The organism is Acetobacter sp. UBA5411 (genome assembly GCF_002409645.1).
In the GTDB taxonomy this organism is placed as follows: Bacteria; Pseudomonadota; Alphaproteobacteria; order Acetobacterales; family Acetobacteraceae; genus Acetobacter.
Map to the genome: position 1 here is coordinate 1 of NZ_DHNR01000007.1, position 25,451 is coordinate 25,451.

Here is a 25,451-nt window from a genome sequence, read left to right on the forward strand (position 1 = left end):
AGCGACTTTTTCAACAGAATTGTCTCATTGCAGTCATAAATGCTCACTAGAATCCCTCCTTGTAGCGGACATAAGAAGCACAATCGAATTGAGCCTAAGAACGCCTATCATGCGATCACATCATTATCCTAAATGGCTCTTGTCCGTATTTCTATGGATTGACTGAAAATGGCCATTGTATTGTAATATGAATAACATCACCTTTCAAAAGTTTCTTATATATTGGATATATTGGAATTTTATATGTCCCTTCAGGCCTACGAAGACGAACAAAATAAAAAATTAGCTTTTAAAGGCATTGTTGATAATATACTTTACCAATACGGCCTTGGAATTACGGTTGATATAAATAATATTCATGCAATGTCTACGTTTTTTATTGAACTATCTTATGTTAATGATTTATCAAATGCCATTTTTGAATATATGTTTCAGAAAGAGACAGCTTTCATTACTGTGGACCATTATACCTCGCCTGAGGGATTTCGTGGTATCCTATCAAGCGAAGAACTGCGTTTGCACTCAGTAACAAAACGTCTTGGCCAAGGTGAATTAGACGAGTTTGCAAAATTTCATAATCTTAACGGATATCTTAGCCCCAGCACAAACGGTAAAGTATATGCCGAGCTTGCAGACGACCTTTTTTATACTTCATTCACAACAAGTTTAAACAAAGACAAACCATACTTATGGCGTTGCTTTGCCAAGCAGGGTACAGGCGTTCGCCTAACTTTTGAAGTCAAAGGGGGGCGGGCTGATCTTAGGCACATAAATTACAATAATAAAAACACCACAATATTAAAAGAAATCAATTATGCTTTGACGGACGCGGGACTTCCTCCTTTTACTCCATGGGGAATATCAAGGCTTGGAGCTTTTTATTTGCCCCCTACGTTACAAAATGAAGAAGAGGTTAGACTATTACTAAAGCGGTGGGACGCTTCTGCACCGAGCGGCGTTGTTGGTTCGTCTCCGAACTCTTATTGGCCGATTCCAATTGATGTGTCTAACAATTGTGCTGACATTAAATTGGTCGCAATAACGTTCGGACCAAAGGCCGATGTCGCAGATTTCACTTCATTAGTTAGCAATTCAAAATTTGCTAACGTTTCATGCGCTACAGCCAAATCAGACTCGGACTGATCACGATATTCAGGTAATTTTATTATTGTCGGCGCGGGGGTTTGCTAAATTTTCCTATCCTCATGATAGGCAGCTTCAAACAGTGTTTTTTCGATAACTGACTTTCGGCTTTCCCCCACAAGCCTACCCCTCCCCCCCTCAATACCGATACTGCCACAACACGCCCACACTACTCCCCGGATCGTTTTCCGGCGTGGTAAAGCCAGTCACGTTTCCGCCCGTGCCCACCGTTGTATTGAGTTTCAGGTGCTTGGTCAGATCGACCTGCACCTGCGCCTGCGTGCCGCTGCCGGAGGTCGCCTGCTTGGCGCCAACATAGACGCCTTTCATCACATACTTGCCCGCCTCGACACTAGCGCCGCCATTGCCGACGCCTGAGCCACCACCAATGGCGAGACGATCCAGACCGAGGGTTTTGCGGACGGTTCCGAGCGGGTCAAAACCTGCGCCGCCCGCAAGCGTCGCCAGAGCCGCGCCAAGTTCCGCCATCTGCGTGGTGGAGAGCGAATGCGCATCCGTTCCGAACAGAAGCATCGCCAGAACCTGATCCTGTGGCAGGGACGGAATGGATTCAAAGGTGATCTTCGGATCGCTGGCGTACCCGCCCACCTTCAGCATGGCCGTCTGGCCGCTGACACTGCGTTCCGCGACAAAGTCCAGCGTCGGGTCAAGTTTGTGGGTCACGCCCGTGCCATCAAACCCGACACGCCCTTTTGTAAAGTTCAGCGTAATACCACCAAGACTGAACAGGCCGCGCTTCATGTTGAAGCCGCCCTCCACAACTGGCTGCGCTGCCGTTCCCTTCACGCTCAGAAGTCCGGCCATTTCCGCATCCAGACCGTGACCGCGCACAAAGAACTCGCCCGGCGAAGTCAGTTTCAGATCCAGACCGATAACGCGTTCCGTGGCTTTCTTGTCGGTTTCCGGTGGCTTGTCGCCGGGACGGATCACGTTCAACGTGGCGACCGAACTCGGCATGGAGTTGGGAATATTGATTTCCACATGCGGCAACTTGACGTTTCCTACCACGTCGATGCGCGTGTCGGCCTGCCCCTTGACGTTAATGTCGGCATCCATGAGGGCCGTTAGTAGATCGCTGGCAATCGGCTGTGCCTTGTTCGCAGTCAGATGCAGATCGACCGGCATACCGGGCGCGAATACGCCAACCGTGCCGTTCAGAGCCATCGTGCCCTTGCCTGCCTGCGCAATGAAGGACTGGATGACCAGCCGATCATTTTCAGCCAGCACGTTTGCTTCGATATCCGAAAGATGCAGCCCCTGCGAGAAGTCCTGAATATCACCTTTGTGCAACGTCAGTGAGCCGCGAGCCGCCGGACGTGCAGCGGTGCCACCCACGATCATATCGAAATTGACCATCCCCAGCGCCTGTCGTCCGCTTGCGCCCAGCATGCCGTTAGCGAGGGACAGATCCAGATTGCCGCGCGTGTGCAGGTTGATCGGCCCAGTGCTGGATGTCGGCACGGTGCCGTCCGCTGACAGATTGACCTTCGGACCGGCGCTGGCATGGGCGTTCAGGCGTGCGGTCGTGCCTGCCAGATCAGCCGTCGCGGCGATTTCGGCGGGCGGCAGCGAAGCCGCGTCACCGGACAACATCCTCAGACCATGCCCGTCGAGACGAACGTTACCGCGAGGAGCCGCGAGCGTTCCCGTCACCTTGGCATCGGCGGACAAGGTGCCGGTTGCGTGCAGCGTTGGCGCGAAAGGCTTGGCCAACGCAGGTGTCACGTTCCTGATTGTTGCTGTCAGATTCAGCGCGGGTTTAGCTGTGCCGGCAATATCGATGCTGGCCGGAGCCACGCCGGGAGGCGCGACCGTGGCGCGAAGGCGGTCAACACCCAATGTCTTACCGTAAGAAACCTTGACAGGCGCTTCAAGTTTCAGGGATTCGCCCTTGGCGTTCGCCGTCAGACGGCTGACGCGCACACTCTGTTCCGGAAGATTGGCCACAGCCGCCAGATCGAGGGCTGCCGGAGCACCATACAGTTCAGAAAACTTCCCGTTTGCATCAACAGCAATCGCGTTCTGTGGTCCCTTGACCGTCGCCCGCAGACCGCCCGCAATGGAGGGCGCTGCAACCTTGTCGAGTTGCAAGGACAGGTCCGCACTGGGCGAGCCTTCGGGATCATTGACGAACCCGGTCAGCTTCAGCGCTCCGATACGGTAAGGGGCCATCGCCACATCGCCGGTGACGTTGATCGCGGCTTTCAGCGGGCTATTGTCAGTCGCCGCCGTGCTTTTCAGCGAGGCCGCAAGGGTGCCGCTGACAGGCTGGCCGATCAGGTTCTTCAGATCCGCCAGTCTGGCGACTTTCAGATCAAACGTGCCTAGCGGGATCTTGCGCTTGGAGGGCAGTTCCAGCGCGCCATCTCCATGCACGCTGTTCCAGTCCAGCTTGGTGATTTTCAAAGTGCGATTGCCGTCCTTGTCCTGTGTTGCGGAAAGGTCCGCTTTCAGAGGCGCTTTATCGAGCGTTCCTCCCGCAGTCAGATGCGCTGTTGGCGCGGAAGGCAGATGGTCGGCGTCAAGGTCGAGCGTGATCGGTCCACGCGGCATCGTGGCCGTGCCGAAGTCGCTGGCGAGATGCGCTTTTGCTGAAAGATCATCCGTCGGACCGGATGCGTCGAGATCAAGTTTCGCTGTACCACGCAGCATCTTTGCTGCTGCGGATAGATCTGTCAGCGACAGGCTGGCCTGCGCGGCCTCCAGCGTGGTCTTGCTGTCCTTTGTGTTCGCTGTGGCGTTCGCCGTCAGATGCAACGTGCGTCCATCGAGAGTGAACGTATCGAGATGAACGGTCTGCCCGTCATCCTTTTTGGTGAGGGTCGCGTGAGCCGCCAGCTTGCCGGTCGGACCGATCAGACCGACCGCCTGTTCCAGCCCTTTGAGGGCGGCAATATTACCAGTCAGAGCCACTGTCGTGGTGTCGCCGGAAGCCTCCGGCAACGCGAAGTTGGCCGCAAGGTCGGCATGACCTTCCAGCTTCTGTCCACCCACTGCCGCGAGAGGAGCAAGATCAGGCAGGTTCAGGGTCGCATTGCCCTTGATGGCTGGCTTCGTGTCGGACTGTGCGTTGAGCTGAAGCAGCGGGTGCGACAACGCCAGCACAACCGGCGCTGTCGGGTTGTTGGGGGCGTATCTGGCGTCCAGTTGCAAGGGCGCGCTTGCCAGCAAGGTCGGAGAACTGCCGGGAATGCGCAGTCCGGACGCCGTCGCATGCAGATGCAACTGATCGAGCGTCTCGCCCTGCCCCATCCCGTCGAAATTCACATCAAGCGCCCCGACCTGCGCGCCACCTGCCGCAAGCTGCTTCACGGACAGCGTTCCGGTTCCGGCGGGCGCGGTATAGGGACCACTCAGTTTTGCAGCGAGAGCGATGGACTGCCAGCCGATGCTATTGCTGAGCGACATGGCGGGCGCATTGAGAGCGGCGGCAACATCAGCCGTATTGGCGACGAGGTTGAGTTTACCCTTCACCGTGCTGGTGATGCTTCCAGCCTGTGCGCCGAAATCGAGAGCGGCAGCCTCCGTGGGACCAGCCAGATGCAGGGTCAGGGAGACGGGCGTGACCTCCGGCATCTTGCTCAGTCCTGCAACAATACCGTCCTTGCCGTCCTGCGCGGTCAGATCGAGCGTCAGGGCGCGTGACTGGGTTTTGGCCGCAACCTTCAACGCCCCGTCTGCATCGAGGCGTTTCAGATCGACGAGAATATCAGCCCTCGGAAGATCCTTGAGGGACAAGCCGTTGATCAGCGCATCCAGTTCCGGGGCGGCGGCATGACCCTGCAGGGAGAAGGCAGCCGACAGTCCGGCGACGGGGGCGCCAATCTCGATCCGTTTGGCGTCCACTGCCTTGATGTCGATCCCGAGACCGGTCTTTGTGGGGCCGCTGGAGGGCGTCGCCGGTTTGGAGGTGTCACTGACTGGCAGACGCGGCAGGGCCAGCCGGTCGCAGCTGAGCAGATCAACATGCACCGTGCGACCAACCATGCGGAGCGGTGACCAGTTTAGACGCAGATTCTCGATGGTGAGCCAGACGCCTTTTGTATCCCGCAACTCGATATGTGCGATTTTCAGGGCGTCTGGAAAGCGCCCGCTCAGGCCCGTCACAACAACGGTATTGCCCGTCAGCGACGCCGCTTCCCGTTCGATGAAGTGACGCCCCGGATCAATATTCGCACCGACAAGCACAACACCGACGACCAGCACGGCGAGCCCTGCGACCGAGGCGGCGGCAATCCCGCTTCCTCTGGCGATACGACGACCAAGGGAACGACGCGGCTTATGGGGAGTATCAGGTGTCGTTTCGGACATCAGAAGGTTTCTCCCAGACCGATATAGAGTTCCCACTTGTCGCCGCGCGGCTGACGGTTAAGCGGCACCGCGATATCGAGACGCACCGGTCCGATGGGCGTGAAATACCGCGCGCCCGCACCCGCGCCGACGCGCACCTTGCCGGTAAAGGGCGCGCTGCCCGATCCCACCTGTCCGGCGTCCATGAAAGCCGCTGCGCCCCAGCTTTTGAAAAACCGCTGACGAAACTCGACTGTTCCGGCATCCAGCGATGTGCCGCCGATCGCATATTTGGAATGAGGAAACTGCGGCCCGACACCCTGATACCGGAAGCCGCGGATGGTCGCCGTGCCACCGCCATAGAGCCGCTGATCGGGCGGAATGTCGTAAGTGGATGCTCCCTGCACGCTGCCGACAATTCCCCTGAACGCGAACACACTTCGGCCCGGCTGTGTCAGCCCCAGTCTTGCAAGATCGAAATAGGTCGAGGCGTTGGCCTGTAGCAGGGCGAAGAAACGAGTGCCGTGGTTGAAGGAGGCGGAGGGCGTTACACTCAGGGAGACGCGCGCACCGTGGGTCGCCGGATCAAGCGGCGAAGGCAGATCGGTGCTGTCATAGTTGGCGCTGAGCGGAGCAAAGATGAGCGAATAGTCACGGGTATCGCCGAACTGCTCGATCTTTTCCTGTTCCGCTGCAATGCCGTAGGACACATTCCAGCGCTTGCTGATCTGCCGCACGATACCGCCTCTCAGAATGATGGCTGTCTGGCGATAGGAATAGAAAAGCTGCCGGATACCTTCGACCCTGAAACTGGCGTTCTGACGACGACCGGGAAAATCCGGTTTGAAGAGATCGGCATACACATCATAGCCGAACCCCTGCTGGGCCGTGCCCCCAACACCCGTGACCAGAGCCGTGAGTTTCAGACGTTCGGCGTTACCAAACAGGTTGTGATGCGTCCATGACGCACCAACGCGCCCACCAAGATCAGTCGAATAGCCGGCTTCGGCTCCAACCGTGTGACGCTTGGCTTCCTTGAAACTGAAGGCCAGCGGCATGCTGCCGTCGGGTGCCAGCTTGGGCGCATCCTTCACGCCTACCGTCGAGAAGATGCCCAGAGAGGCCAGATCCTGTCTTGAATCCTCAATTCGGGAAGGCTGGTAAAGCTGCCCCGGCGCAATCGTCAGACGTCTGCGAACAAATCTGGGATTGGTGTAATCCAGCCCGTTCAGGGTGATCTTTCCGATATCCGCTTTTGGCCCGATGGTGACAGGATACATCAGATCGAGCGTTCTCGATGTCGGCTGAAGCCAGGCGGTCGGCACATCAACCTTGGCCAGCGGATGCCCTTCCTCCTTGAGCGTATCGTTCAGCTGGTTGGCGGCCTGCAGGACATCGCTCGCCACCGCAGGCGCGCCTGTCTTCATCCCGAACGCCTTCTGCTCACTTTCGGAAAGAGCCACAGGCTTTTTGGTGTCCGGTTCGACGAGCTTTACGGAACCGACATGGTAGAGAGGTCCCGTCTTAGCCGTGATCTTGATGGAGAGCGCCTGTCCTGATGGCATGGACGCCAGCCACAGCGGCAGGCCGATATCCTGTCCGTCCATCGATATCTGCGGTGGCATCTGAGCGTCCTTTGGACGGTCCACCGTGATGGTGATCTTGCCGTCATAAAAGCCGAAACTCTCCAGCGCAGTATTCAGGCGGCTGTATTCACTTCTGATTCGCCCGGCGAGAGCGAACGGACCCACTGCACGTGTTTTCTGAAGGCTCAGCAGATCGGATGAGGAGGTCAGCGCAGCGTCGACATCCGCATTGCCCGTCGGTTCGATCTTTGTCGTATAGGACACCGTCGGCCCTATCGGCTCCGGCGTCTTTTCCTTCTGCTTCTTGCTGTCTCCGCTGGCTGCAAAGGTGGGTTGCACTGCGCTCAGAAGGACCACGAAAGCAGACGCCACTTTCCACCAGGACCTGTCATCACGCAGCTTGCAGCGGCGTGCAGCGCTGGGCTCCCCCTGATCGCACATCTTCTTATGTGCACGGGAGACTTGCGGGGAGACTGCGGAGGCGGACATCAAATCCTTAATGACAAGAATTTTCCCGATCGACGAGATGACTCCGACCTTTTTTATAATGATCTGTGTCGTTTTTTTGGTCCGGCTGACATACGTTGTCGAAAATCGTGATTTGAGAGTATGGAAAGGGATGCACTCAGTACTCCTTCTTTCCCTCCCGGATGGAGAGGCATATGCACGCCTCCGCTAACCCCACTCCTTCCCTGTCCCACCTGAAAAGGCGAGGTTCTGCGTTCCGGATCGACGCCGAAGAACTCGACCGGATCGATGCGAAAGAACGGGAACAGGCGAAGCGCAGTCTTTTCCGGCGTATCCGCGGTGTCAGCAGACTCCTCGCCATCACTGTGTGGGTTCCGCTCTCCGTCGGGTTTGAAGCAGTGCTTCTTCTTGTTCCCGGCAACGCCAAGATCCGCTGGACGCGGGTGATCTGGGGCGTGCTGTGCCGTCTGCTGTCCCTGAAGATCAACGTCATCGGACGTCGGGCGGGCGGTGTCACGGGACCGAAATCGCGGGCACGCGGTGAACGGCCGATCATCTACATCTCCAACCATTCGAGCTGGATCGACGTGCCTGTTCTCGGCACGGTTCTGCCCTCCGTTTTCGTGGCCAAGGGCGATATCGAGCACTGGCCGATCATGGGGCTGATTTCAAAGATTGGCCGCACCATTTTCGTCAGCCGCCAGCGCAATACGACTGGCCGTGAGCGCGATGAGATGACGTCCCGTCTGGCTAATGGCGACAATCTCGTGCTGTTTCCGGAAGGCACGTCCTCCGACGGCTCGCGCGTTCTTCCGTTCATGTCAGCCTTTTTCGCCATTGCGAAGCCACCGCGCCTGCGGGAGCCGGAAGCGTCGCAGATGCTGCCTGATTTCCCGCCCGGCATGACGCCCCTGATCCAGCCCGTCTCGCTTGTCTATGACAGACTCGACGGGTTTCGCATCGGCAAGGCCCGTCGCACCGTATTTTCCTGGTATGGCGACATGGATCTTGGTCCCCACGTCTGGCAGCTGGTGAAACGGAAATCCATGCGGGCTACCGTGCTGCTGCATCCACCTCTCGACCCCGAAGATTTCCCGAGTCGGAAGGCGCTCGCGCAGGCCACATGGCGTGCCGTAACAAATGGCGCAGCCCGTCTGCGTCAGAATGACGAGCCTGCCCCAGCAGACTGGCAGGTGAGACTCAGGGGGCCAGCCAATTCATCACGGAACCGTGAAAACAAAAGGTTTTCTTGACAAACCCTTTGTATCTTTCGCCTGATGGTAGCTGAAGGTCTGGCCAAGTTCCCCTTGGCCGCGCCCCTAGCGTGAAGAGAGGTTCATGGCTTGATCGCCTTTCGCACTTCTTCTGCTTCTTCGTCAGGCGGAACCGATGTCATGAGCTTCTGCCCTTGACCCGGACGCCCGCAATCAGGATTCCTCCCCTCTGTCGCGCGGAATGGTCCGGCGGCGTGCCGGAACGAGCCTGAACTGTGACGACTGATCTCTCCACCACACTCCATAGCGCCAACGCGTCGGAGGTCCGCCCCAACACCCGTGGTCTGCATATGATCACATGGGGCTGCCAGATGAACGTGTATGACAGCGCCCGCATGACGGATGTCCTGCGCCCGCTTGGCTATGCGCCGGTGGATGACCCCGCGCAGGCGGACATGATCATTCTCAACACCTGCCACATCCGGGACCGCGCTGCCGAGAAGGTATTTTCCGAACTGGGGCGGCTGCGTCACATCAAGGAGGAACGGAGCACCGAAGGTCGCCAGACCGTTCTGGCCGTGGCGGGCTGTGTCGCGCAGGCGGAAGGCGAGCAGATCCTCAAGCGTGCGCCCTATGTGGACATCGTGCTTGGCCCACAGACCTATCACCGCCTGCCGGAGATGGTGGCCCGTGCCGCCCGCGCCGGTGGTTCAGTGATCGATACGGATTTCCCTGCCGAGCAGAAGTTCGACTTTCTGCCCGACAGTGAAGCGCCGCAGACCGCAGGCAATGTGACCGCGTTCCTCACGGTGCAGGAAGGCTGCGACAAGTTCTGCTCGTTCTGCGTGGTGCCTTACACCCGTGGTGCTGAAGCCAGCCGCCCCGTCGCCTCCGTGCTGGCGGAAGCCCGTCGCATGGTTGCAAGCGGTGTGCGTGAACTGACCCTGCTTGGGCAGAACGTCAACGCCTATCACGGCGAAGGTCCTGACGGCGGCACATGGAGCCTTGCCCGACTGGCTTACGCGTTGGCGGAGATTCCGGGTCTGGAGCGTATCCGCTACATGACCTCGCATCCGCGCGACATGGGCGATGACCTGATCATGGCGCACCGTGATCTGCCTGCGCTGATGCCCTTCCTGCATCTGCCTGTGCAGGCGGGTTCGGACAAGATCCTCAAGGCGATGAACCGGGGCCATACGGCGGACGAGTATCGCCATCTTGTGGATCGTCTGCGGGCCGTGCGTCCGGATCTGGCCCTGTCCTCCGATTTCATCGTCGGGCATCCGGGTGAAACCGATGAGGATTTCGAGGCGACCATGCAGCTGATCCGCGATGTCGGGTTCGCGCTGGCTTACTCGTTCAAATACTCGATCCGACCGGGAACTCCGGCGGCGGGCGCTCCGTTGCAGGTAGCAGAGGCCGTCAAGGACGAGCGTCTTCAAGCATTGCAGGCACTGCTGCGCGACCAACAGGATTCCTTCAACGATGCTGTTGTGGATGTTGTCGCGCCGGTGCTGTTCACAGGTCGGGGCCGCAAACCGGGCCAGATGGTCGGTCGGTCCCCTTGGCTTCAGCCGGTTCATGTCGATGGACCGGATGATCTGGTCGGCAGGACTCTTCCTGTCCTGATCACAGAACGACGCAGCAATTCGCTGGTCGGAACGCTTGTCGAGGAGTGTATGCCCGCTTGACCCAGCCCATCGCACCCGGAACCTCCCAGCCCCGTCACAAGGGCTCCTCTTCCTCTCCAGCGCGGGACATGTCACGAACGACAACCCTGCAGTTCGGAGATAACGCCCTTCTGGCGCAGTTGGTCGGCGACCATGACCGACATCTGCGTCACATGGCGGAAGCTCTGGGAGTGCGCATTGCCTGCAAGGGCAACCGGATTGCGATTGTTGGGGAACCGGGCCGCACGGCGCTCGCTCACTCCGCGCTGACGACCCTCTATCGCAAGCTGGAACGTGGCACGCCGATCAACACGGATGAGATCGACGCCGCCATCCGTCTTTCCGACATTCACGCCGCCCTGCGCGAGCAGGTGCCCGGTCAGGCGCCGGAGGCTGCTACCGAAGTCGAGACAAAACCGAGCAACGGCCCACGGCTGATGATCAATGATCTGCCAGCCATTCGGACCCGCCGGGGTGCTATCGAGCCACGTTCTCCGGGTCAGGCTGCCTATATGGAGATGCTGGCGCGCAACGAGATGGTGTTCGGCGTCGGCCCTGCCGGAACCGGCAAGACCTATCTCGCGGTGGCGCAGGCTGTCGCGATGTTGCAATCCGGTCAGGTCGATCGGATCATTCTGTCGCGGCCTGCTGTTGAAGCGGGCGAACGGCTGGGCTTCCTGCCCGGCGACCTGAAGGAAAAGATCGACCCCTATCTGCGCCCGCTCTACGACGCGCTGCATGACATGATGCCCGGTGATCAGGTGACCCGGCGCATGGCGACTGGCGATATTGAAGTCGCGCCCCTCGCCTTCATGCGTGGTCGCACGCTCGCACATGCCTATGTGATTCTCGACGAAGCGCAAAACACGACCCCCGCGCAGATGAAGATGTTCTTGACCCGCATGGGCAATGGAACACGCATGGTCGTCACAGGTGATCTCAGTCAGGTCGATCTGCCGTCCGGCACGATTTCAGGGCTGCAGGACGCGCTCGATACGCTGGAAGGCGTGCAGGGCATCGCCATCAATCGCTTTGACGCGAGAGACGTTGTGCGGCACAGACTGGTAGCGCGCATTGTTGATGCGTATGATGATAAGAAGACGGTGGAACGGGAGACCTCCCGCAACCAGAGATTCCGCCGGGAGCACAATGGAACCGCCAAGTACTGACAGCTGCGCTCTTCAGAGCGCGGCAGACGGCGAGCCCTCCCCTTACGGGGCTGGGCTCTTCCCCTTCCCTCCCACACAGTGGGAGGATGACACCGGAACAGGCGACAATGGTCCCGAGATCATTGTCGAAGACGCGGGGTGGCGCGCTGTCGTACCTCATGTCGAGCGACTGGTCCGACGCGCCAGCGACGCCAGTCTTGTCTGGATGGAGCGTCGCTTTTCCGGAGTGGCCCTTGTGCTTCCGGAAACGATCGTCCTGTCCTCGGACAGGGTCGTGAAGAAGCTCAATGCGCGTCATCGCGGTCGTAACAAACCCACCAATGTCCTGACATTCGAGCCGCCGCCCGGTTATCCCGGTGGTGAAATCATCCTTGCTCTGGGTGTCGTGTGCCGGGAGGCCCGGGCTGCGAAAAAACCTGTTGCGCATCATCTGGCGCACCTGATTGCGCACGGCATTCTTCATCTCAGCGGCCATGATCACCATGAAGCTGGCGATGCGCGGCGTATGGAGATGGAAGAAGCCCGTGTTCTGGCGATGCTGGGCCTTCCCAACCCCTGGAAATCCCGGATATGAGCGACACAGACCATTCAAGCGGCGTGAACGGATCACAGAAACCTCGCAAGGGTCTGCTCTCCTTTTTCAGCCGCAAAAAAGAACAGGGTGTCCGCCACTCCATCGCCGCACTGGTGCAGGAAGCCGCAGACGCGGGCGAAGGTGGAGACGCAACGCCTGAATTGGACCGTCAGGAGCGGGCGCTGATCGCCAATGTGTTGCGTCTGCGTGAAACCAGCGCGGATGACGTGATGGTGCCGCGTGCGGACATTGTGGCGATGCCTGCGGACATCAGCCTCGATGACGCGCTGGCGATGATGCGACGTGAGAATCACTCACGCATGCCGGTCTATCGCGGGCAGCTCGACGACATTGTCGGCATGATTCACGTGAAGGACCTGATCGCCTATGTCGGCACAAGTGAAGCGTTCAATCTGGAAACGCTGCTACGCCAGCCTCTGATGATCGCGCCGCAGATGCCTGTGCTCGATCTGCTGCTGATGATGCGGCAGCGGCAGGTCCATCTGGCGCTCGTGATCGACGAATATGGCGGTATCGACGGCGTTGTCACCATCGAAGATCTCGTCGAAACGATTGTCGGAGATATTTCCGACGAACATGATGAACCAACGGTCGCGATGATTGTCGAACGACCCGACGGCTCTTTTGATGTGGACGCCCGTTGCCCGGTGGAGACGTTCGAGGAGCAGATCGGCCCGATCCTGACGGAGACCGAGCGGGAAGCGGAGATCGAGACCATTGGCGGTCTGGTTTTCCGGCTGGCAGGACATGTCCCGACACGCGGTGAAGTTTTCAACCATGAAAGCGGTTTTGTGTTCCGCGTTTTGGATGCCGACGCTCGTCATATCCGTAAGGTGCGCGTGAGAAAGCCAGCGGAACTTCCGGCTACTCCCGCAGATACGGGCGCAAACAACAGCGAAAGCTGACGTGCCAATGTGATGGAAGGATGGAAACCTCATAACGAGGCTTTCATCCGTTGGCGCGAGATTGCCTTTCTCGAAAGTGAAGACCTTGCAGGCTCCCTTAATACAGAAGGTAGCCGCTGATTTCCGCTTCGGGCTCAAGATAATACGGCACGAAAAATTCCGGATACCCTTCGGAATAAACATGATCAACGCCGCTGGGCGCTACTGCCGGTTTTACGCCATGACTGGTGAGGCAGCTGTAAAGCGTGCTGCGCAACTGGTCGGAAGCAAGTCCTGTCTGCTTCGTTCCCTGAAACAGATCTTCTGCATACGGCATGCAGGGGGCAGGCGTATGAGCGAGCTTGTTGGCGATCTGCTTTTGCTTGTAGGCCGCGATATCAGCGTCAGATGCCCAGATTCTGAGCGTATCCGGTGACGAAGGCTGGAGCCACAGGTCGCGCCAGCCGATAGGCCCACCGTGGAAACGCGTCACAGCGATACCCGGCTCTTTGCTGCCATCTGCCCGCACCAGCGTGCCGTGGCATGCCAGAACCTGATAGTGGGAGCCGAAAAGATGGCCTTTTATTTTGCCATCCGTGAACGCTGTTGCCGAGCTTGCAGGTTTGCTGGTCACCACATCGGGCATTACCGTCGGCGCATTGGCAACCGCGACAATTGACTGATCCACTGCCGGATCGGCGCAATAATTCTTCAGCGGGTCAATAGTATAGGAACATCCAGCCAGAAAGACGGTCAGAACAACGGGAATATAAGATTTCATCGGTTTGACTCGCGGAAATATCCCTGTCAGGCCACAGGAGAAACCCCGCTGCCTTTTGACTGCGAGGCGACAAAAACCTGTTTCTGCCTAACCTTCGACTTCCGGCTGGTCAATCACTCATAGGGTGAGAGGAGCCATTCATTCTCCGGCAAGCTCTTTAAACCGCACAAAATCCGGCTGTCCATCGAACAGGAACAGCATGTAGTAATCGAGGTAATGGCGTCGGTTGCGCGCAACTTTCGTGTAAAACGGATAGACGTCAAACGGTCCCTGCATGTCTTCCGGTCGAGGCTCGCTTTCCAGAATACATTTCGCCCTGAACAGAGGGGCATAGGTGGCGGAATCCTCAACGTCCCGCCGACGCACATGATAAAGATTCTTCCGAAAATGCTTCATCCTGTCTGGCAGGATGAACACGATGCCTTTTTCAATGAAGGGACGAGGTAGATCCTTAGCCCTCATATAACGCAGGCTTTCCGGCATATCGCAGAACCAAGGATGATCCTGAACGATCACGGCTCATCCCCGGCCACAGCAACACCTTTCATCACACTCAAACGTCGAGATTGGCGACCTTGAGAGCGTTGCCGACGATGAAGTCACGACGCGGCTCAACCACATCGCCCATCAGCGTCGAGAAGACCGCACCAGCCTCTTCCATGTCCTCGACACGAACCTGAAGCAGGGTGCGGGTCGCCGGGTCGAGCGTGGTGTCCCAAAGCTGCTCGTCGTTCATCTCGCCGAGACCTTTGAAGCGGTTGATCGCCAGTCCCTTGCGTCCCTGCGCCAGCAGACGGGCAAACGCCTCTGCTGGACCAGCGACGGTGACTTCCGTGCCAGCATCCAGTCTGAGATGAATACCGTTGGAATAATCACGCAAGAACCGCTCCAGATTGGCGGCGAGCCAGCGGGCGTCATTACCGGCCAGCGTAGACGCTTCCATGCGATAGGTCTCACCGATCCCGCGCACGCTACGGCCCATTTCCAGACCGGAATCATTCAACGAGATTTTCCAGCCACGCTCGGATTCACGGGAGGCGGCATCCAGACGTCGCTGCAATTCCGGAACCTGCGCCAGAGCCGCATCACGATCCGTATTGAAGATTCCGGCAATGGCCGCCTGTTCAATGACCCAGAGCGGGATACGCGACGACAGACGTCCGATGACACGGGACGCATCCCGCATGAAGTTGATCTCTGCGAGCAGATCCTCGCCTTCCAGAACGCGCCCCGATCCCAGCGTCAACGCAGCATTTCCCAGCGCCTTGTCGAGCAGATACTGCTCAAGTGCTGCGTCATCCTTGAGGTAACGCTCTTCATTGCCACGCTTGGCGCGATAGAGCGGCGGCTGCGCGATGTAGAGATAGCCCTTCTCGATCAGTTCCGGCATCTGGCGGAAGAAGAAGGTCAGCAGCAGCGTGCGGATATGCGAACCGTCCACGTCAGCGTCAGTCATGATGACGATGCGATGATAGCGGAGCTTGCTGATATCAAAGCCGCCCTGATCCGCCTCGCCGCGCCCGATGCCGGTGCCAAGCGCCGTGATCAGTGTGCCGATTTCCGCAGAACCGAGCATACGGTCAAAGCGTGCACGCTCGACGTTCAGGATCTTGCCCTTCAGCGGCAGAATGGCCTGAAAACGACGGTCACGTCCCTGCTTGGCGGTTCCGCCAGCAGAGTCACCCTCAACGATAAAGACTTCGGCCTTGGAAGCGTCGCGCTCCTGACAGTCAGCCAGCTTTCCGGGTAGCGAGGAAATATCCAGCACGCCCTTGCGGCGGGTCAGTTCGCGGGCACGGCGGGCTGCTTCACGTGCGGAAGCAGCGTCCAGCACCTTGGCGACGACCAGCTTGGCCTCTTTCGGATGCGTCTCAAACCAGTGGCCGATCATGTCGGCCGCAGCCGTATGCACGACCGGCTGGACTTCGGACGAAACCAGCTTGTCCTTGGTTTGTGAAGAGAATTTCGGATCAGGCACCTTGACCGACAGCACGGCGGTCAGACCTTCGCGCATGTCCTCGCCTACCAGCGAAGCCGAATCTTTCTTTGCAATGCTTTCCGCGTATTTGCCCACGATACGCGTCAGCGCCTGCCGGAAACCGGCCAGATGCGAACCACCATCCCGCTGTGGAATGTTGTTCGTAAAGCACAGCATCGTCTCGTGATAGCTGTCGTTCCAGGTCAGGGCGAACTCGACCTTGATACCATTTTCCGGGTTTTCGAGACTGCCCGAAATGGGAGGCACAATGATCGGCGTGCGGGCACGATCCAGCCACTCCACAAACGCGATCAGGCCGCCGTCATAATGAAAGACTTCTTCCCTGAACGGCTCGGTGCGTTCATCACGCAGAGTGATTTTCAAGCCGGAATTCAGAAACGCCAGTTCACGGAGACGGCGCTCCAGCACAGGAAATTCAAAGATTGTCTTGGCAAATGTCGCAGCACTTGGCTTGAACGTAACCTGTGTGCCGCGCTCTTCATCCGACGGCCCAACGACCGTGAGAGGCTCAATACGCTCACCGTGGGCGAAGCGGATCACATGCTCCAGTCCCTGCCGCCAGATGCGCACTTCCATCCACTCGGACAGGGCGTTCACCACGGCGGCGCCGACGCCATGCAGACCGCCGGAGACCTTGTAGGAATTCTGGTTGAATTTGCCGCCTGCATGAAGCTTGGTCAGAACGACTTCCGCCGCGCTGATCCCTTCTTCCTCATGCATGTCGGTCGGAATACCGCGACCGTTATCGCGCACAGTCACGCTGCCATCGGCGTTCAGGATCAGCTCGCAGTGTGTGGCGAACCCGGCCTGCGCCTCGTCAACGGCGTTATCAATGATTTCAAAGGCCATATGGTGCAGACCGGACCCGTCATCCGTATCACCGATATACATGCCCGGACGTTTGCGTACTGCGTCCAGTCCCTTGAGCACCGAAATGGAGGACGCGCCGTAGTCGTCGTTTTCGGCGGAAGAAACAGAACTGGAAGTTTCGGTCATAACGGGATGAGTACTCCGGTCGTTCGCATAGGGTGCAGCGGAGGATGTTTATAGCCTCTTCTGGCGTTCACGACCAGCATATGAGACGTCTATGCACGTCTTCTTATGAGGTTTTTCCGCCTTTTCCCGGCGTATTTTTCAGTCAGTGCGCGCTGTGACAATCTGACCGTCCTGTAGCGTGACGAAACTGGCCTTATCTGTCAGTGGCGCAAAGGGAGAGCGGTCGGTCCCCGTCAACAGAACCGGCGTCTGAAAATCGAGCAACGTCTCAAGCAGAGCTTCCCGACGCCGCTGGTCGAGATGCACCAGAGGTTCATCGAGTAAAAGCATCGGCGCGGTTCCGGCGCCCTCACCCATCAGGCGGGCATGCGCCAGAATGATACCGATCAACAGAGCCTTCTGCTGTCCCGTACTGGCCTCCGCCGCCTGCCGTCCCGTCTCCAGATCCCGAAGCGTAAAATCGGTGCGATGCGCTCCGACAATCGCATGGCCACGTTGCCGGTCTGCTGTGCGCCCTTCCCGCAGAACGCTGCGCAACCAGTCTTCAACCGCAAGCGCCGGTTCATTATCGAGCCGATCAGCAATGGGACAAAGCAGGGAAAGATGTGCAGAAGGAAAGGCTCCCTGCGGATCAGCGCCCATGACGTTCAGGCGTGAAACCATCTCCCGTCTTGCCGCGACAACGGCCACGCCATGTCGCGCCATGGCGTCCTCGATCCCTGACAGCCAGACATCATCCGTCCGTCCTTCGGAAAGAAAACGATTCCGCTGCGCTGTCGCCCGTTCGCAGGCGGCCAGTTCAGGCGCATGTTGCGGCACCATCGCCACGACGAGGCGATCAAGAAATCGGCGGCGTCCGCTGGCGCTCTCGCCAAACAGCCGATCCATCTGAGGGGTCAGCCAGACAGCGGACAGATTGGCCGCCGCAATATCCCGCGCACGCATCTGCGCACCATCGAGCAGAAATTTGCGCGCACCGGACTGTCCGGCCTCCATGCCAGTGGAGACCTCGAAATCGCTTGTATTGTCAGAAAAACGGGCGGTAACGCCCCAACCTGTTAGAACGGGATCGCCGGAAGCTTCCCGCAAAGGAAGATCCGCATTTCTGGCCCCGCGAAGGCCTCGCCCCGGAACCAGCAGCGACAATGCTTCCAGAAGATTTGTCTTGCCGCTGCCATTCTCACCGGTGATCACAACCGGCGAGCACCCCGGCTCCCATACAAACCTTCGGTAATTCCGGAAACCGGCCAAAACGAGACGATCAAGAGACGTCATGGCTGCGACCGGTCAGAAAGAATGGTCCAGATCAGACCCGCATGGGCATCAGGACGTAAAGCGCCGAAGGGCTGTCCACGTCACGCACGATGGTCGGAGCCGAACTGTCGGCAAAGACAAACTCCACATCCTTGCTCACCTGATCGGTGATGTCGTTCAGATAGCGAGCCTGAAACCCGATCTCCATGTCATCGCCGTCATAGGTGACGCGCGTGTCGTCCAGCTCTTCCTTCGCTGTGCCCTGATCGGCGCTTGTGGCGGAAAGGATGAGCAGATCACGCGAGAGGACCAGCTTCACGGGGCGCGAACGTTCCTGACTGATGGCTGCGACGCGACCAACCGCGTCGGAGAAATCCTTCTTGCCAACGCGCAGGGTGCGGTTGTTGCCGGACGGAATAACCCGCTGATATTCCGGGAACGTGCCGTCGATCAGTTTGGATGTCAGGGTGATGGACCCCACGCCGAACTGGATGCGGGTGTCGGAGACAGAGACATCCACCTCATCCGGCGCTTCGTCCAGCAGTTTGCGGATTTCACCAATTGTCTTGCGTGGGATGATCACGCCCGGCATACCGGAAGCCCCAGCCGGAACCTCGGTCTCGACACGAGCCAGACGGTGTCCGTCTGTAGCAACCGCGCGCAACAGACCACCCGTTTCACCCTCTGTAACGTGCATGTAGATGCCGTTCAGGTAGTAGCGGGTTTCTTCCGTGGAAATGGCGAAGCGGGAGCGGTCGATCAGGGATTTCAGCACACCGCTGTTCAGCTTGAACTGATGCGGCAGATCACCGGCGACCATGGAGGGGAAATCATCGACCGGGAGAGCGTTCATCCGCGTCGTGTAGCGACCAGCGCGGAGATCAAGCTGCGCCTCGCCACCGGGATGGCTCAGTTCGACCTCAACACCGTCCGGCAGCTTGCGGACGATTTCATACAGCACGGCTGCAGGAGCCGTCACCGCGCCTGGCGTATGGATTTCAGCTGGCACTTCCTCAACAACGGCGATTTCCATGTCTGTAGCGGTCAGACTCAAATGGCCATTATTGGCGTCAATCAGCACATTGGCGAGGATGGGAATTGTGTTCCGCTTCTCGGCAACGCTCTGAATATGTGCAAGAGCCTTGAGCAGCGTTGCGCGATCGGCCGTAAACTTCATCGACACCAGTTCCCCTGTCCTGCGGACTTTGTTTCCGCGTTCCAACCCTGATCAAGCAGATCGGAAATCAAGGCAGGCAATCTAGCAGGGGACACGTCCCGGGCAAAGAGTCGCAGCCCGGTTTTCTTTGTGAAACAGCGTGTTTTCTTGCGTCAGCTCTCGAGCATCCGCCGCAGAAGCTCGACATCCTCGGCAAACGCCGTGTCCCGCTCCATAAGCTCCTGCACGCGAGAGACGGCATGCATGACCGTCGTGTGATCGCGGTTGCCGAATTTACGTCCGATTTCCGGCAGCGAGCGGCTGGTCAACTGCTTGGCCAGATACATGGCGACCTGCCGGGGACGCGCAACGGCCCGGGCGCGACGGGCGGAAGACATGTCGGTCAGACGAATATTCCAGTGCTCGGAGACCTTGCGCTGGATTTCCTCGATCGTCACGCGGCGGTCATGGGCCTTGAGAATATCGTGCAGAACGTCCTGGGTGGATTCCAGCGTAATCGGACGCCCGAACAGGTTGGCGTGAGCGATCAGCCGGTTCAGTGCTCCCTCAAGCTCACGCACATTGGTGGTGATCTTGTGAGCAAGGAACTCCAGCACCTTGCCCGGCACAACCACGCCCGAGGCCGTGGCTTTCGCTTCCAGAATGGAAATACGAAGCTCGAACGTCGTGGCGTGAATGTCCGCAACCATGCCGCAGCCGAGCCTCGTCCGCAGACGATCCTCAAGACCGGACAGATCGGACGGTGACTTGTCTGCTGACACGACAATCTGTCGTCCCGCATCGACCAGTGCATTGAACGTATGGAAGAACTCTTCCTGCGTATTGTCCTTGCCGATCAGGAACTGAAGATCATCAATCATCAGCACATCGACCGAACGCAGATGGTCCTTGAACTCGACAGTCGACTGGGAGCGGATAGCCGCAATGAAGCGATACATGAACTTCTCGGCGGACATATACGCCACCGAGATACCGCCCCGACGTATCAACTCAGCACCAATGGAGTGCATGAGATGCGTTTTACCAAGACCAACACCGCCATACAGAAACAGCGGATTGAAGCCGACGCTGGACGGTTTCTCGGCGACACGGCGCGCGCAGGCGTAGGCAAACTCGTTGGGCTTACCGACGACGAACGTATCAAACGTGAAACGCTGATCAAGCGGAGCCACCAGATCGGATCTTGTGTCCGAGACACGATCACTCGGAGCAGAAGCAGCGCGAGCCGCTGGTGCGGGCGTCACTTCAGCAGGCGCAGCGGACGCGCCACCTTCCCCATCAGCCGCAGGAGAGGCGGCGACCACATCCCCCGGACGCATGACCTGAAGTTCGACGCGGCGAATGGCAGGAATTTCCTGATTCCACAGCGCACTCAGCCGATCACCATACTGACTCCGGACCCAATCCCGCAGAAAGCGTGTGGGGAGCATCAGGGTGACTTCATCACCATCGACAGGACCAAGAACAATCTGCTGAAGCCAGGTCCGGTATTCGACGTCCCCGACTTCGGCCCTCATGCGGCCTGCAATCCTGTCCCACGCCTCTGTGAGCAGGCCTGACATACCACCTGAAGCAGACTGCGATCCGGCACCTTCATCTGAACTCAACGGCATTTCGGAGGATGGGGTTACCGGCATCGTTTCTGCACACTCACTTCCCCGGATCATTGCTGGATCAGAGCGGCCCTGCAAAGCCATCCCAGCACGTTCGGCGACCAAATCATAAAGACACGCCCGCATTGCGGACAAAACACACCTTCAGGGAAAGCCCCGAGGTTCATTTCGGACAAAAACAGCCGGATAACGGCAGCATGTTGAATTCGGAAACAAGCCTCCCTGTCGCCAGAGAAGGACATGCATTCACGGTCCCAGCGAAGTTTTCAGACTAGGCAAATGCACCTGTGAAAGCAACGCATTTATGCCTGCAAACCTTCCCGAAAAATCATCATTTATTCTGAAACCCTCTCTTGCCTGACGGCAGGAAAGGCCTTGCCCATAGAGCAAAAATAAGCCGGATTCCTCATACGGAAATCCGGCTTATTTCTTGGGCATCCCAGATGCCGGAAGAAGAGCAGACTGTTTCAGGAAAACAGTTCGTGCCGCTTCTTCAGGCTGCTGCGATCGCCTTGATGCGAGCAGACAGACGGGAAATCTTGCGAGCCACAAGGTTGTGGTGCACCACGCCCTTGGTTGCTGCGCGCTGGATTTCCGGCTGGGCGACCTTCAGGGCTGCCGTTGCCTCTTCCTTGTTGCCGCTTGCAATGGCCATCTCGACCTTCTTGATGAAGGTGCGCATGCGGGACATGCGAGCGGTGTTACGGGCAGTGCGGCGTTCCGTCTGACGGATGCGCTTACGGGCAGATGCGATATTCGCCATTGTGTCTATCTGATCCAGAAGTCGATATGGTTACACGCGCTCCACCCGAAAGCGGTCGCGCTGAATTAGGTGCGGTTCTCTAAGCCAACGAAAGGCCGCGCGTCAAGCAGAGTTCTTGCTTTTCCGCGAGATTCTGCCCTGCCTGTGGCCTGTATCCACACTCACCGCAGGCCCGTTATCCACAGCAGGCTGGTGTTGTGGACAAAAAAACGTGGAGCGTCCGGCCTGCGTGATCTGCGCCACGCCCGGACATCCCGGGTCGCCCTTGCAAGCAGGGCATGGCTGTCCGGCCCGTCCGTAAACGCGCCAGGCGTGCTGAAAATAGCCGAGTTCACCATCCGGCTGGACATAATCCCGCAGACTGGAGCCACCCGCGTCGATCGCTTCCTGCAACACGGCCCGAATGGCGACTACTAGCCGCTTCAGCGCAGGACGCCCAAGCAGACCTGCTGGCGTTTCCGGGTGAATACGCGCACGGAACAGGGCCTCGCACACATAGATATTACCCAGACCAGCCACAATCCTCTGATCCAGCAGCATCACTTTCACCGGGCTGCGTCGTCCCGCGAACGCCTTCAAAAGTGTATCAGCAGTGAAAGCGGGATCGAATGGTTCCGGTCCCATGGCTGCAACCAGAGGATGCCGGTCCTCAGCCTCCGTCTCGACAAGATCGAGCGCCCCGAACCGACGCGGATCGACCAGCCCGAAGCGCTGGCCGCCCTCCGTAGTGAAGGCGACATGCTCATGACGCAGCTTGCCTTCCCCCACTTCCAGCGTTGAATCGGCGTCATCCAGCATCACCCGACCGGACATACCGAGATGCAGCAGAACCGACTGCCCACCAGAAACACGGATGAAAATATATTTCCCTCGCCGACGGAAACTCTCGATCGTCCGGCCTTTAAGAGCCTGACCGAGGCCGGGCGGCAGAGGCCAACGGAGGTCTGGACGACGCACGACGATGGCGTGGATACGTTCGCCAAGAAGACGTCCCATCATTCCACGCATCACGGTTTCTACTTCGGGGAGTTCTGGCATGACGCTAAAGACGCTATAGAGTGCAGCCATGACCGACAATGCCCCCCATGACCTCCATGCCGCGCCGCATTCCACCGGGACTGCTGCCGACGACACCGCCGATTTCGGCTTCCGCGCTGTGCCCAAGGAAGAGAAGAAACCTCTCGTCCGTGCGGTCTTCGACAGTGTTGCGAGTCGCTATGATGTGATGAACGACCTCATGTCTCTGGGGATTCATCGAGTCTGGAAACGGATTTTCAACGCCGAGCTTGCACCGCAGCCCGGCCTGAAACTGCTCGATCTCGCAGGCGGCACCGGTGACGTGACGTTCGGCTGGCTTGCAGGTGGCGGCGGACCGGCGATCATGACGGACATCAACGCCAATATGCTGTCGGTTGGCCGTGACCGCGCCATCTCGCGTGGCTATGTGTCGGACCTGTCCTTTTGCGTGGTCGACGCCGAACAGATCCCGCTTCCCGACCGCTGCATGGATCGCGTGACCATCTCGTTCGGCCTCCGCAACTGCACGGACAAGCTGGCCGTTCTGAAGGAGGCCCGCCGTGTGCTGAAGCCGGGCGGTCGTTTCCTCTGCCTCGAATTCTCCCGCGTGCAGGTTGCGGCTCTGGCGCCCATTTACGATGCGTGGTCGTTCAAGGTTCTCCCGACGATGGGCTCTCTCATCGCCAAGGATCGTGACAGCTACCAGTATCTGGCCGAGAGCATCCGCATGTTCCCTGATCAGGAAACGCTCGCGGATATGTTCCGTGAGGCCGGATTCTCCCATGTCCGCTACCAGTCGCTGTCCGGGGGCATCGCTGCAATCCATTCCGGCTGGAGGCTCTGATCCATGGCTGCCGCGACGACACAGACGCAGCCGTCCCGACGGGTTCTGCTCATCGTCAGCGGCGGCATTGCAACTTACAAGGCGCTCGAACTTATTCGCCTTCTGAAAAAGGCCGGAGTTGGGGTCCGATGCGTCCTCACGCGCGCTGCGAGTGAATTTGTCACACCACTGTCGCTACAGGCGCTTAGTGGCGACCCCGTCCATCAGGATCTGTTTTCCCTGACCGATGAGCAGGAAATGGGGCACATCGCCCTCTCCCGCTCGGCGGATCTTGTGGTTGTCGCACCGGCCACGGCCAACATCCTGGCCAAGATGGCGTCCGGTCTGGCTGACGATCTGGCCAGCACCCTGCTACTGGCCACCGACACGCCTGTGATGGTGGCTCCGGCCATGAATGTACGCATGTGGGAGCATCCTGCGACGCGTGCGAACATGAACACGCTGCGCCAGCGCGGTGTGATCGTCGTTGGACCTGACGAAGGCGAAATGGCGTGCGGCGAATACGGTCCCGGTCGACTGGTCGAGCCGGAGGTGCTGCTTGAAGCTATCCTTGCTCGCCTAGACAAGGATTCTTGCGTCAACTCCAACGAGCACTCGTCCGCCTCTGTCCCGAGTCATTATCAGAATGCACCTTCGCAGATGCACAACGCCTCTGCTGTCAGCCTGCGCAATGGGTCTGTGTCACACTGCGAACAGAGCGCCTCCCCGGAAACTTCCTCTCACTGGCGTCCTCTGGTCGGTAAACATGCACTGGTGACGGCCGGGCCGACACATGAGCCAATTGATCCGGTGCGCTATCTCGGCAACCGCTCATCCGGCCTGCAAGGCTACGCCATTGCGAGTGCGCTTGCCGATCTGGGCGCACAGGTGACACTGATCAGTGGACCGACCTCCTTGCTTGCTCCGTCCAGCGTTTCCCTGATCCGGGTCGAGACGGCACAGGAGATGGAAGCAGCCGTCATGAGCTCACTTCCGGCTGACATCGCTGTCTGCACGGCGGCTGTGGCGGACTGGCGCGTGGCTGATCCGGTCTCATCCAAGATCAAGAAGCAGGCTGGCTCTCCTCCTCCCTCTCTCGTTCTCGAGCCGAATCCGGATATCCTCGCCCGTATCTCCCGACCGGGTCCAATGCGCCCCACGCTGGTGGTCGGCTTTGCTGCCGAGACCGATGATGTCGAGGTCAACGCTATCGCCAAGCGTCAGCGCAAAGGTTGCGACTGGATCGTCGCTAATGACGTCTCGACCGGCACGAATGTCATGGGTGGCACGGAAAACAAGGTGATCCTGATCACTGAAGATGGTGTGGAGCATTGGCCTCTGATGGCCAAAACGACTCTCGCTCTCAATCTGGCCCGCCGCATCGCCCTGCGTTTTGGAGCGCCTGCTCTTGCAACTGCGGAAGAAGGCCGCCAATGACGCTTTCTTCTCCATCACTCTCGGAAACGGATCTCTTTTTGTGAATGCACCGGTTGTTCAGGTCGCCGTCCGCCGCCTGCCCCGCTCGGAAGGGCTTCCCCTTCCATCCTATGCCACCGCCGGTGCCGCGGGCATGGATCTTCTCGCCGCTGTCGATAGCACGGTCACGGTGCCTCCCGGGGAACGGGCCCTGATTCCAACGGGGCTCTGTATCGCCCTGCCCGCCGGATACGAGTTGCAGATCCGTCCCCGATCCGGCCTTGCCCTGAAGCATGGCATCACCCTGCCGAATTCACCCGGCACGATAGACGAAGATTATCGTGGTGAATTATGCGTTATTCTGATGAACACCGGACAGGAAGCCTTTACGGTGGAACGGGGCATGCGGATCGCGCAAGCAGTCGTTGCTCCTGTTTTTCGGGTTGCATGGAATGAGGTTGATGACCTTGATTCGACGGAACGTGGCGCTGGTGGCTTTGGCAGCACAGGCACGCACTCTTCCTGACAAAGACATGAAACGGCCCTGCCGCACCGGACGACATCGCATCAGA

General features: G+C 58.7%; 19 protein-coding genes. 9 read left to right on the plus strand and 10 right to left on the minus strand.

Annotated elements, in window-relative coordinates:
* The first annotated feature begins 243 nt into the window (after positions 1-243).
* Positions 244-1,143 carry a hypothetical protein gene (locus B3759_RS02675; RefSeq protein WP_291363383.1) on the plus strand — a complete coding sequence of 300 codons (900 nt, stop codon included), beginning with the start codon at positions 244-246 and terminating at the stop codon, positions 1,141-1,143.
* 138 nt (positions 1,144-1,281) lie between these two features.
* Here the strand turns inward: B3759_RS02675 and B3759_RS02680 are convergent, their stop codons facing one another.
* A complete protein-coding gene (locus tag B3759_RS02680) occupies positions 1,282-5,475 on the minus strand; it encodes a translocation/assembly module TamB domain-containing protein (protein WP_291363385.1) in 4,194 nt (1,397 codons plus the stop codon).
* On the minus strand, positions 5,475-7,529 hold the full coding sequence (locus B3759_RS02685; protein ID WP_291363387.1) for an autotransporter assembly complex protein TamA: 2,055 nt from the start codon (positions 7,527-7,529) through the stop codon (positions 5,475-5,477). The genes B3759_RS02680 and B3759_RS02685 overlap by 1 nt, the downstream gene beginning before the upstream one ends.
* Before the next feature lie 173 nt (positions 7,530-7,702).
* Here B3759_RS02685 and B3759_RS02690 point away from each other — a divergent pair, with 173 nt between their 5' ends.
* The 5 genes from B3759_RS02690 (at position 7,703) to B3759_RS02710 (ending at position 13,061) form a co-directional block, all read left to right on the plus strand.
* Entirely contained in the window at positions 7,703-8,761 is a 1,059-nt protein-coding gene (locus B3759_RS02690) for a lysophospholipid acyltransferase family protein (RefSeq protein WP_291363389.1), read from the plus strand.
* A gap of 311 nt (positions 8,762-9,072) precedes the next feature.
* Complete coding sequence (gene miaB / locus B3759_RS02695) at positions 9,073-10,413, plus strand: tRNA (N6-isopentenyl adenosine(37)-C2)-methylthiotransferase MiaB (protein ID WP_291363482.1); 1,341 nt, start codon at positions 9,073-9,075, stop codon at positions 10,411-10,413.
* Between the two features lie 68 nt (positions 10,414-10,481).
* Positions 10,482-11,561, plus strand: coding sequence for a PhoH family protein (locus B3759_RS02700; RefSeq protein WP_291363484.1), 1,080 nt, complete (start codon positions 10,482-10,484; stop codon positions 11,559-11,561).
* Positions 11,542-12,135: an rRNA maturation RNase YbeY gene (ybeY, locus tag B3759_RS02705; protein WP_291363391.1), complete on the plus strand. Its 594-nt coding sequence runs from the start codon at positions 11,542-11,544 to the stop codon at positions 12,133-12,135. The genes B3759_RS02700 and ybeY overlap by 20 nt, the downstream gene beginning before the upstream one ends.
* Complete coding sequence (locus B3759_RS02710; RefSeq protein WP_291363393.1) at positions 12,132-13,061, plus strand: hemolysin family protein; 930 nt, start codon at positions 12,132-12,134, stop codon at positions 13,059-13,061. The genes ybeY and B3759_RS02710 overlap by 4 nt, the downstream gene beginning before the upstream one ends.
* Before the next feature lie 97 nt (positions 13,062-13,158).
* Here B3759_RS02710 and B3759_RS02715 read toward each other — a convergent pair whose 3' ends face one another.
* From B3759_RS02715 to mutM, 8 genes are all read right to left on the minus strand, one after another.
* Positions 13,159-13,821 carry a hypothetical protein gene (locus tag B3759_RS02715; RefSeq protein WP_291363395.1) on the minus strand — a complete coding sequence of 221 codons (663 nt, stop codon included), beginning with the start codon at positions 13,819-13,821 and terminating at the stop codon, positions 13,159-13,161.
* Positions 13,822-13,959: 138 nt separating this feature from the next.
* Complete coding sequence (locus B3759_RS02720; RefSeq protein ID WP_291363486.1) at positions 13,960-14,304, minus strand: hypothetical protein; 345 nt, start codon at positions 14,302-14,304, stop codon at positions 13,960-13,962.
* 70 nt (positions 14,305-14,374) lie between these two features.
* Positions 14,375-16,816: a DNA topoisomerase (ATP-hydrolyzing) subunit B gene (gene gyrB / locus B3759_RS02725; RefSeq protein WP_291363397.1), complete on the minus strand. Its 2,442-nt coding sequence runs from the start codon at positions 16,814-16,816 to the stop codon at positions 14,375-14,377.
* A 138-nt stretch (positions 16,817-16,954) separates the two neighbouring features.
* Positions 16,955-18,091 (minus strand): DNA replication/repair protein RecF, encoded by a 1,137-nt coding sequence (recF, locus tag B3759_RS02730; RefSeq protein WP_291363399.1) that lies wholly within the window; start codon positions 18,089-18,091, stop codon positions 16,955-16,957.
* Positions 18,092-18,122: 31 nt separating this feature from the next.
* Positions 18,123-19,247 carry a DNA polymerase III subunit beta gene (gene dnaN / locus B3759_RS02735; RefSeq protein ID WP_232878151.1) on the minus strand — a complete coding sequence of 375 codons (1,125 nt, stop codon included), beginning with the start codon at positions 19,245-19,247 and terminating at the stop codon, positions 18,123-18,125.
* Positions 19,248-19,399: 152 nt separating this feature from the next.
* Positions 19,400-20,809: a chromosomal replication initiator protein DnaA gene (gene dnaA / locus B3759_RS02740; protein WP_232091972.1), complete on the minus strand. Its 1,410-nt coding sequence runs from the start codon at positions 20,807-20,809 to the stop codon at positions 19,400-19,402.
* Positions 20,810-21,353: 544 nt separating this feature from the next.
* Positions 21,354-21,623: a 30S ribosomal protein S20 gene (gene rpsT, locus B3759_RS02745; RefSeq protein WP_010666416.1), complete on the minus strand. Its 270-nt coding sequence runs from the start codon at positions 21,621-21,623 to the stop codon at positions 21,354-21,356.
* A 102-nt stretch (positions 21,624-21,725) separates the two neighbouring features.
* On the minus strand, positions 21,726-22,661 hold the full coding sequence (gene mutM, locus B3759_RS02750; protein WP_291363489.1) for a bifunctional DNA-formamidopyrimidine glycosylase/DNA-(apurinic or apyrimidinic site) lyase: 936 nt from the start codon (positions 22,659-22,661) through the stop codon (positions 21,726-21,728).
* Positions 22,662-22,689: 28 nt separating this feature from the next.
* On the opposite strand from mutM, the gene B3759_RS02755 reads away from it, so the two are divergent.
* From B3759_RS02755 to dut, 3 genes are read left to right on the plus strand one after another with little or no spacing between them, the layout of a single operon-like run.
* A complete protein-coding gene (locus B3759_RS02755; RefSeq protein ID WP_291363404.1) occupies positions 22,690-23,484 on the plus strand; it encodes a class I SAM-dependent methyltransferase in 795 nt (264 codons plus the stop codon).
* Positions 23,485-23,487: 3 nt separating this feature from the next.
* Positions 23,488-24,900 (plus strand): bifunctional phosphopantothenoylcysteine decarboxylase/phosphopantothenate synthase, encoded by a 1,413-nt coding sequence (locus B3759_RS02760; RefSeq protein WP_291363406.1) that lies wholly within the window; start codon positions 23,488-23,490, stop codon positions 24,898-24,900.
* 13 nt (positions 24,901-24,913) lie between these two features.
* The gene (gene dut / locus B3759_RS02765) at positions 24,914-25,405 is read left to right on the plus strand and encodes a dUTP diphosphatase (RefSeq protein WP_408736439.1); all 492 of its coding nucleotides are present in this window, start codon (positions 24,914-24,916) and stop codon (positions 25,403-25,405) included.
* The last annotated feature ends 46 nt before the right edge of the window (positions 25,406-25,451 follow it).

Excerpts from the sequence above, each read along its gene's own strand:
- B3759_RS02675 (WP_291363383.1), top strand. The coding sequence starts at position 244 with ATGTCCCTTCAGGCCTACGAAGACGAACAAAATAAAAAATTAGCTTTT.
- B3759_RS02680 (WP_291363385.1), bottom strand. The coding sequence starts at position 5,475 with ATGTCCGAAACGACACCTGATACTCCCCATAAGCCGCGTCGTTCCCTT.
- B3759_RS02685 (WP_291363387.1), bottom strand. The coding sequence starts at position 7,529 with ATGTCCGCCTCCGCAGTCTCCCCGCAAGTCTCCCGTGCACATAAGAAG.
- B3759_RS02690 (WP_291363389.1), top strand. The coding sequence starts at position 7,703 with ATGCACGCCTCCGCTAACCCCACTCCTTCCCTGTCCCACCTGAAAAGG.
- miaB (WP_291363482.1), top strand. The coding sequence starts at position 9,073 with ATGATCACATGGGGCTGCCAGATGAACGTGTATGACAGCGCCCGCATG.
- B3759_RS02700 (WP_291363484.1), top strand. The coding sequence starts at position 10,482 with ATGTCACGAACGACAACCCTGCAGTTCGGAGATAACGCCCTTCTGGCG.
- ybeY (WP_291363391.1), top strand. The coding sequence starts at position 11,542 with ATGGAACCGCCAAGTACTGACAGCTGCGCTCTTCAGAGCGCGGCAGAC.
- B3759_RS02710 (WP_291363393.1), top strand. The coding sequence starts at position 12,132 with ATGAGCGACACAGACCATTCAAGCGGCGTGAACGGATCACAGAAACCT.
- B3759_RS02715 (WP_291363395.1), bottom strand. The coding sequence starts at position 13,821 with ATGAAATCTTATATTCCCGTTGTTCTGACCGTCTTTCTGGCTGGATGT.
- B3759_RS02720 (WP_291363486.1), bottom strand. The coding sequence starts at position 14,304 with ATGCCGGAAAGCCTGCGTTATATGAGGGCTAAGGATCTACCTCGTCCC.
- gyrB (WP_291363397.1), bottom strand. The coding sequence starts at position 16,816 with ATGACCGAAACTTCCAGTTCTGTTTCTTCCGCCGAAAACGACGACTAC.
- recF (WP_291363399.1), bottom strand. The coding sequence starts at position 18,091 with ATGACGTCTCTTGATCGTCTCGTTTTGGCCGGTTTCCGGAATTACCGA.
- dnaN (WP_232878151.1), bottom strand. The coding sequence starts at position 19,247 with ATGAAGTTTACGGCCGATCGCGCAACGCTGCTCAAGGCTCTTGCACAT.
- dnaA (WP_232091972.1), bottom strand. The coding sequence starts at position 20,809 with ATGTCAGGCCTGCTCACAGAGGCGTGGGACAGGATTGCAGGCCGCATG.
- rpsT (WP_010666416.1), bottom strand. The coding sequence starts at position 21,623 with ATGGCGAATATCGCATCTGCCCGTAAGCGCATCCGTCAGACGGAACGC.
- mutM (WP_291363489.1), bottom strand. The coding sequence starts at position 22,661 with ATGCCAGAACTCCCCGAAGTAGAAACCGTGATGCGTGGAATGATGGGA.
- B3759_RS02755 (WP_291363404.1), top strand. The coding sequence starts at position 22,690 with ATGACCGACAATGCCCCCCATGACCTCCATGCCGCGCCGCATTCCACC.
- B3759_RS02760 (WP_291363406.1), top strand. The coding sequence starts at position 23,488 with ATGGCTGCCGCGACGACACAGACGCAGCCGTCCCGACGGGTTCTGCTC.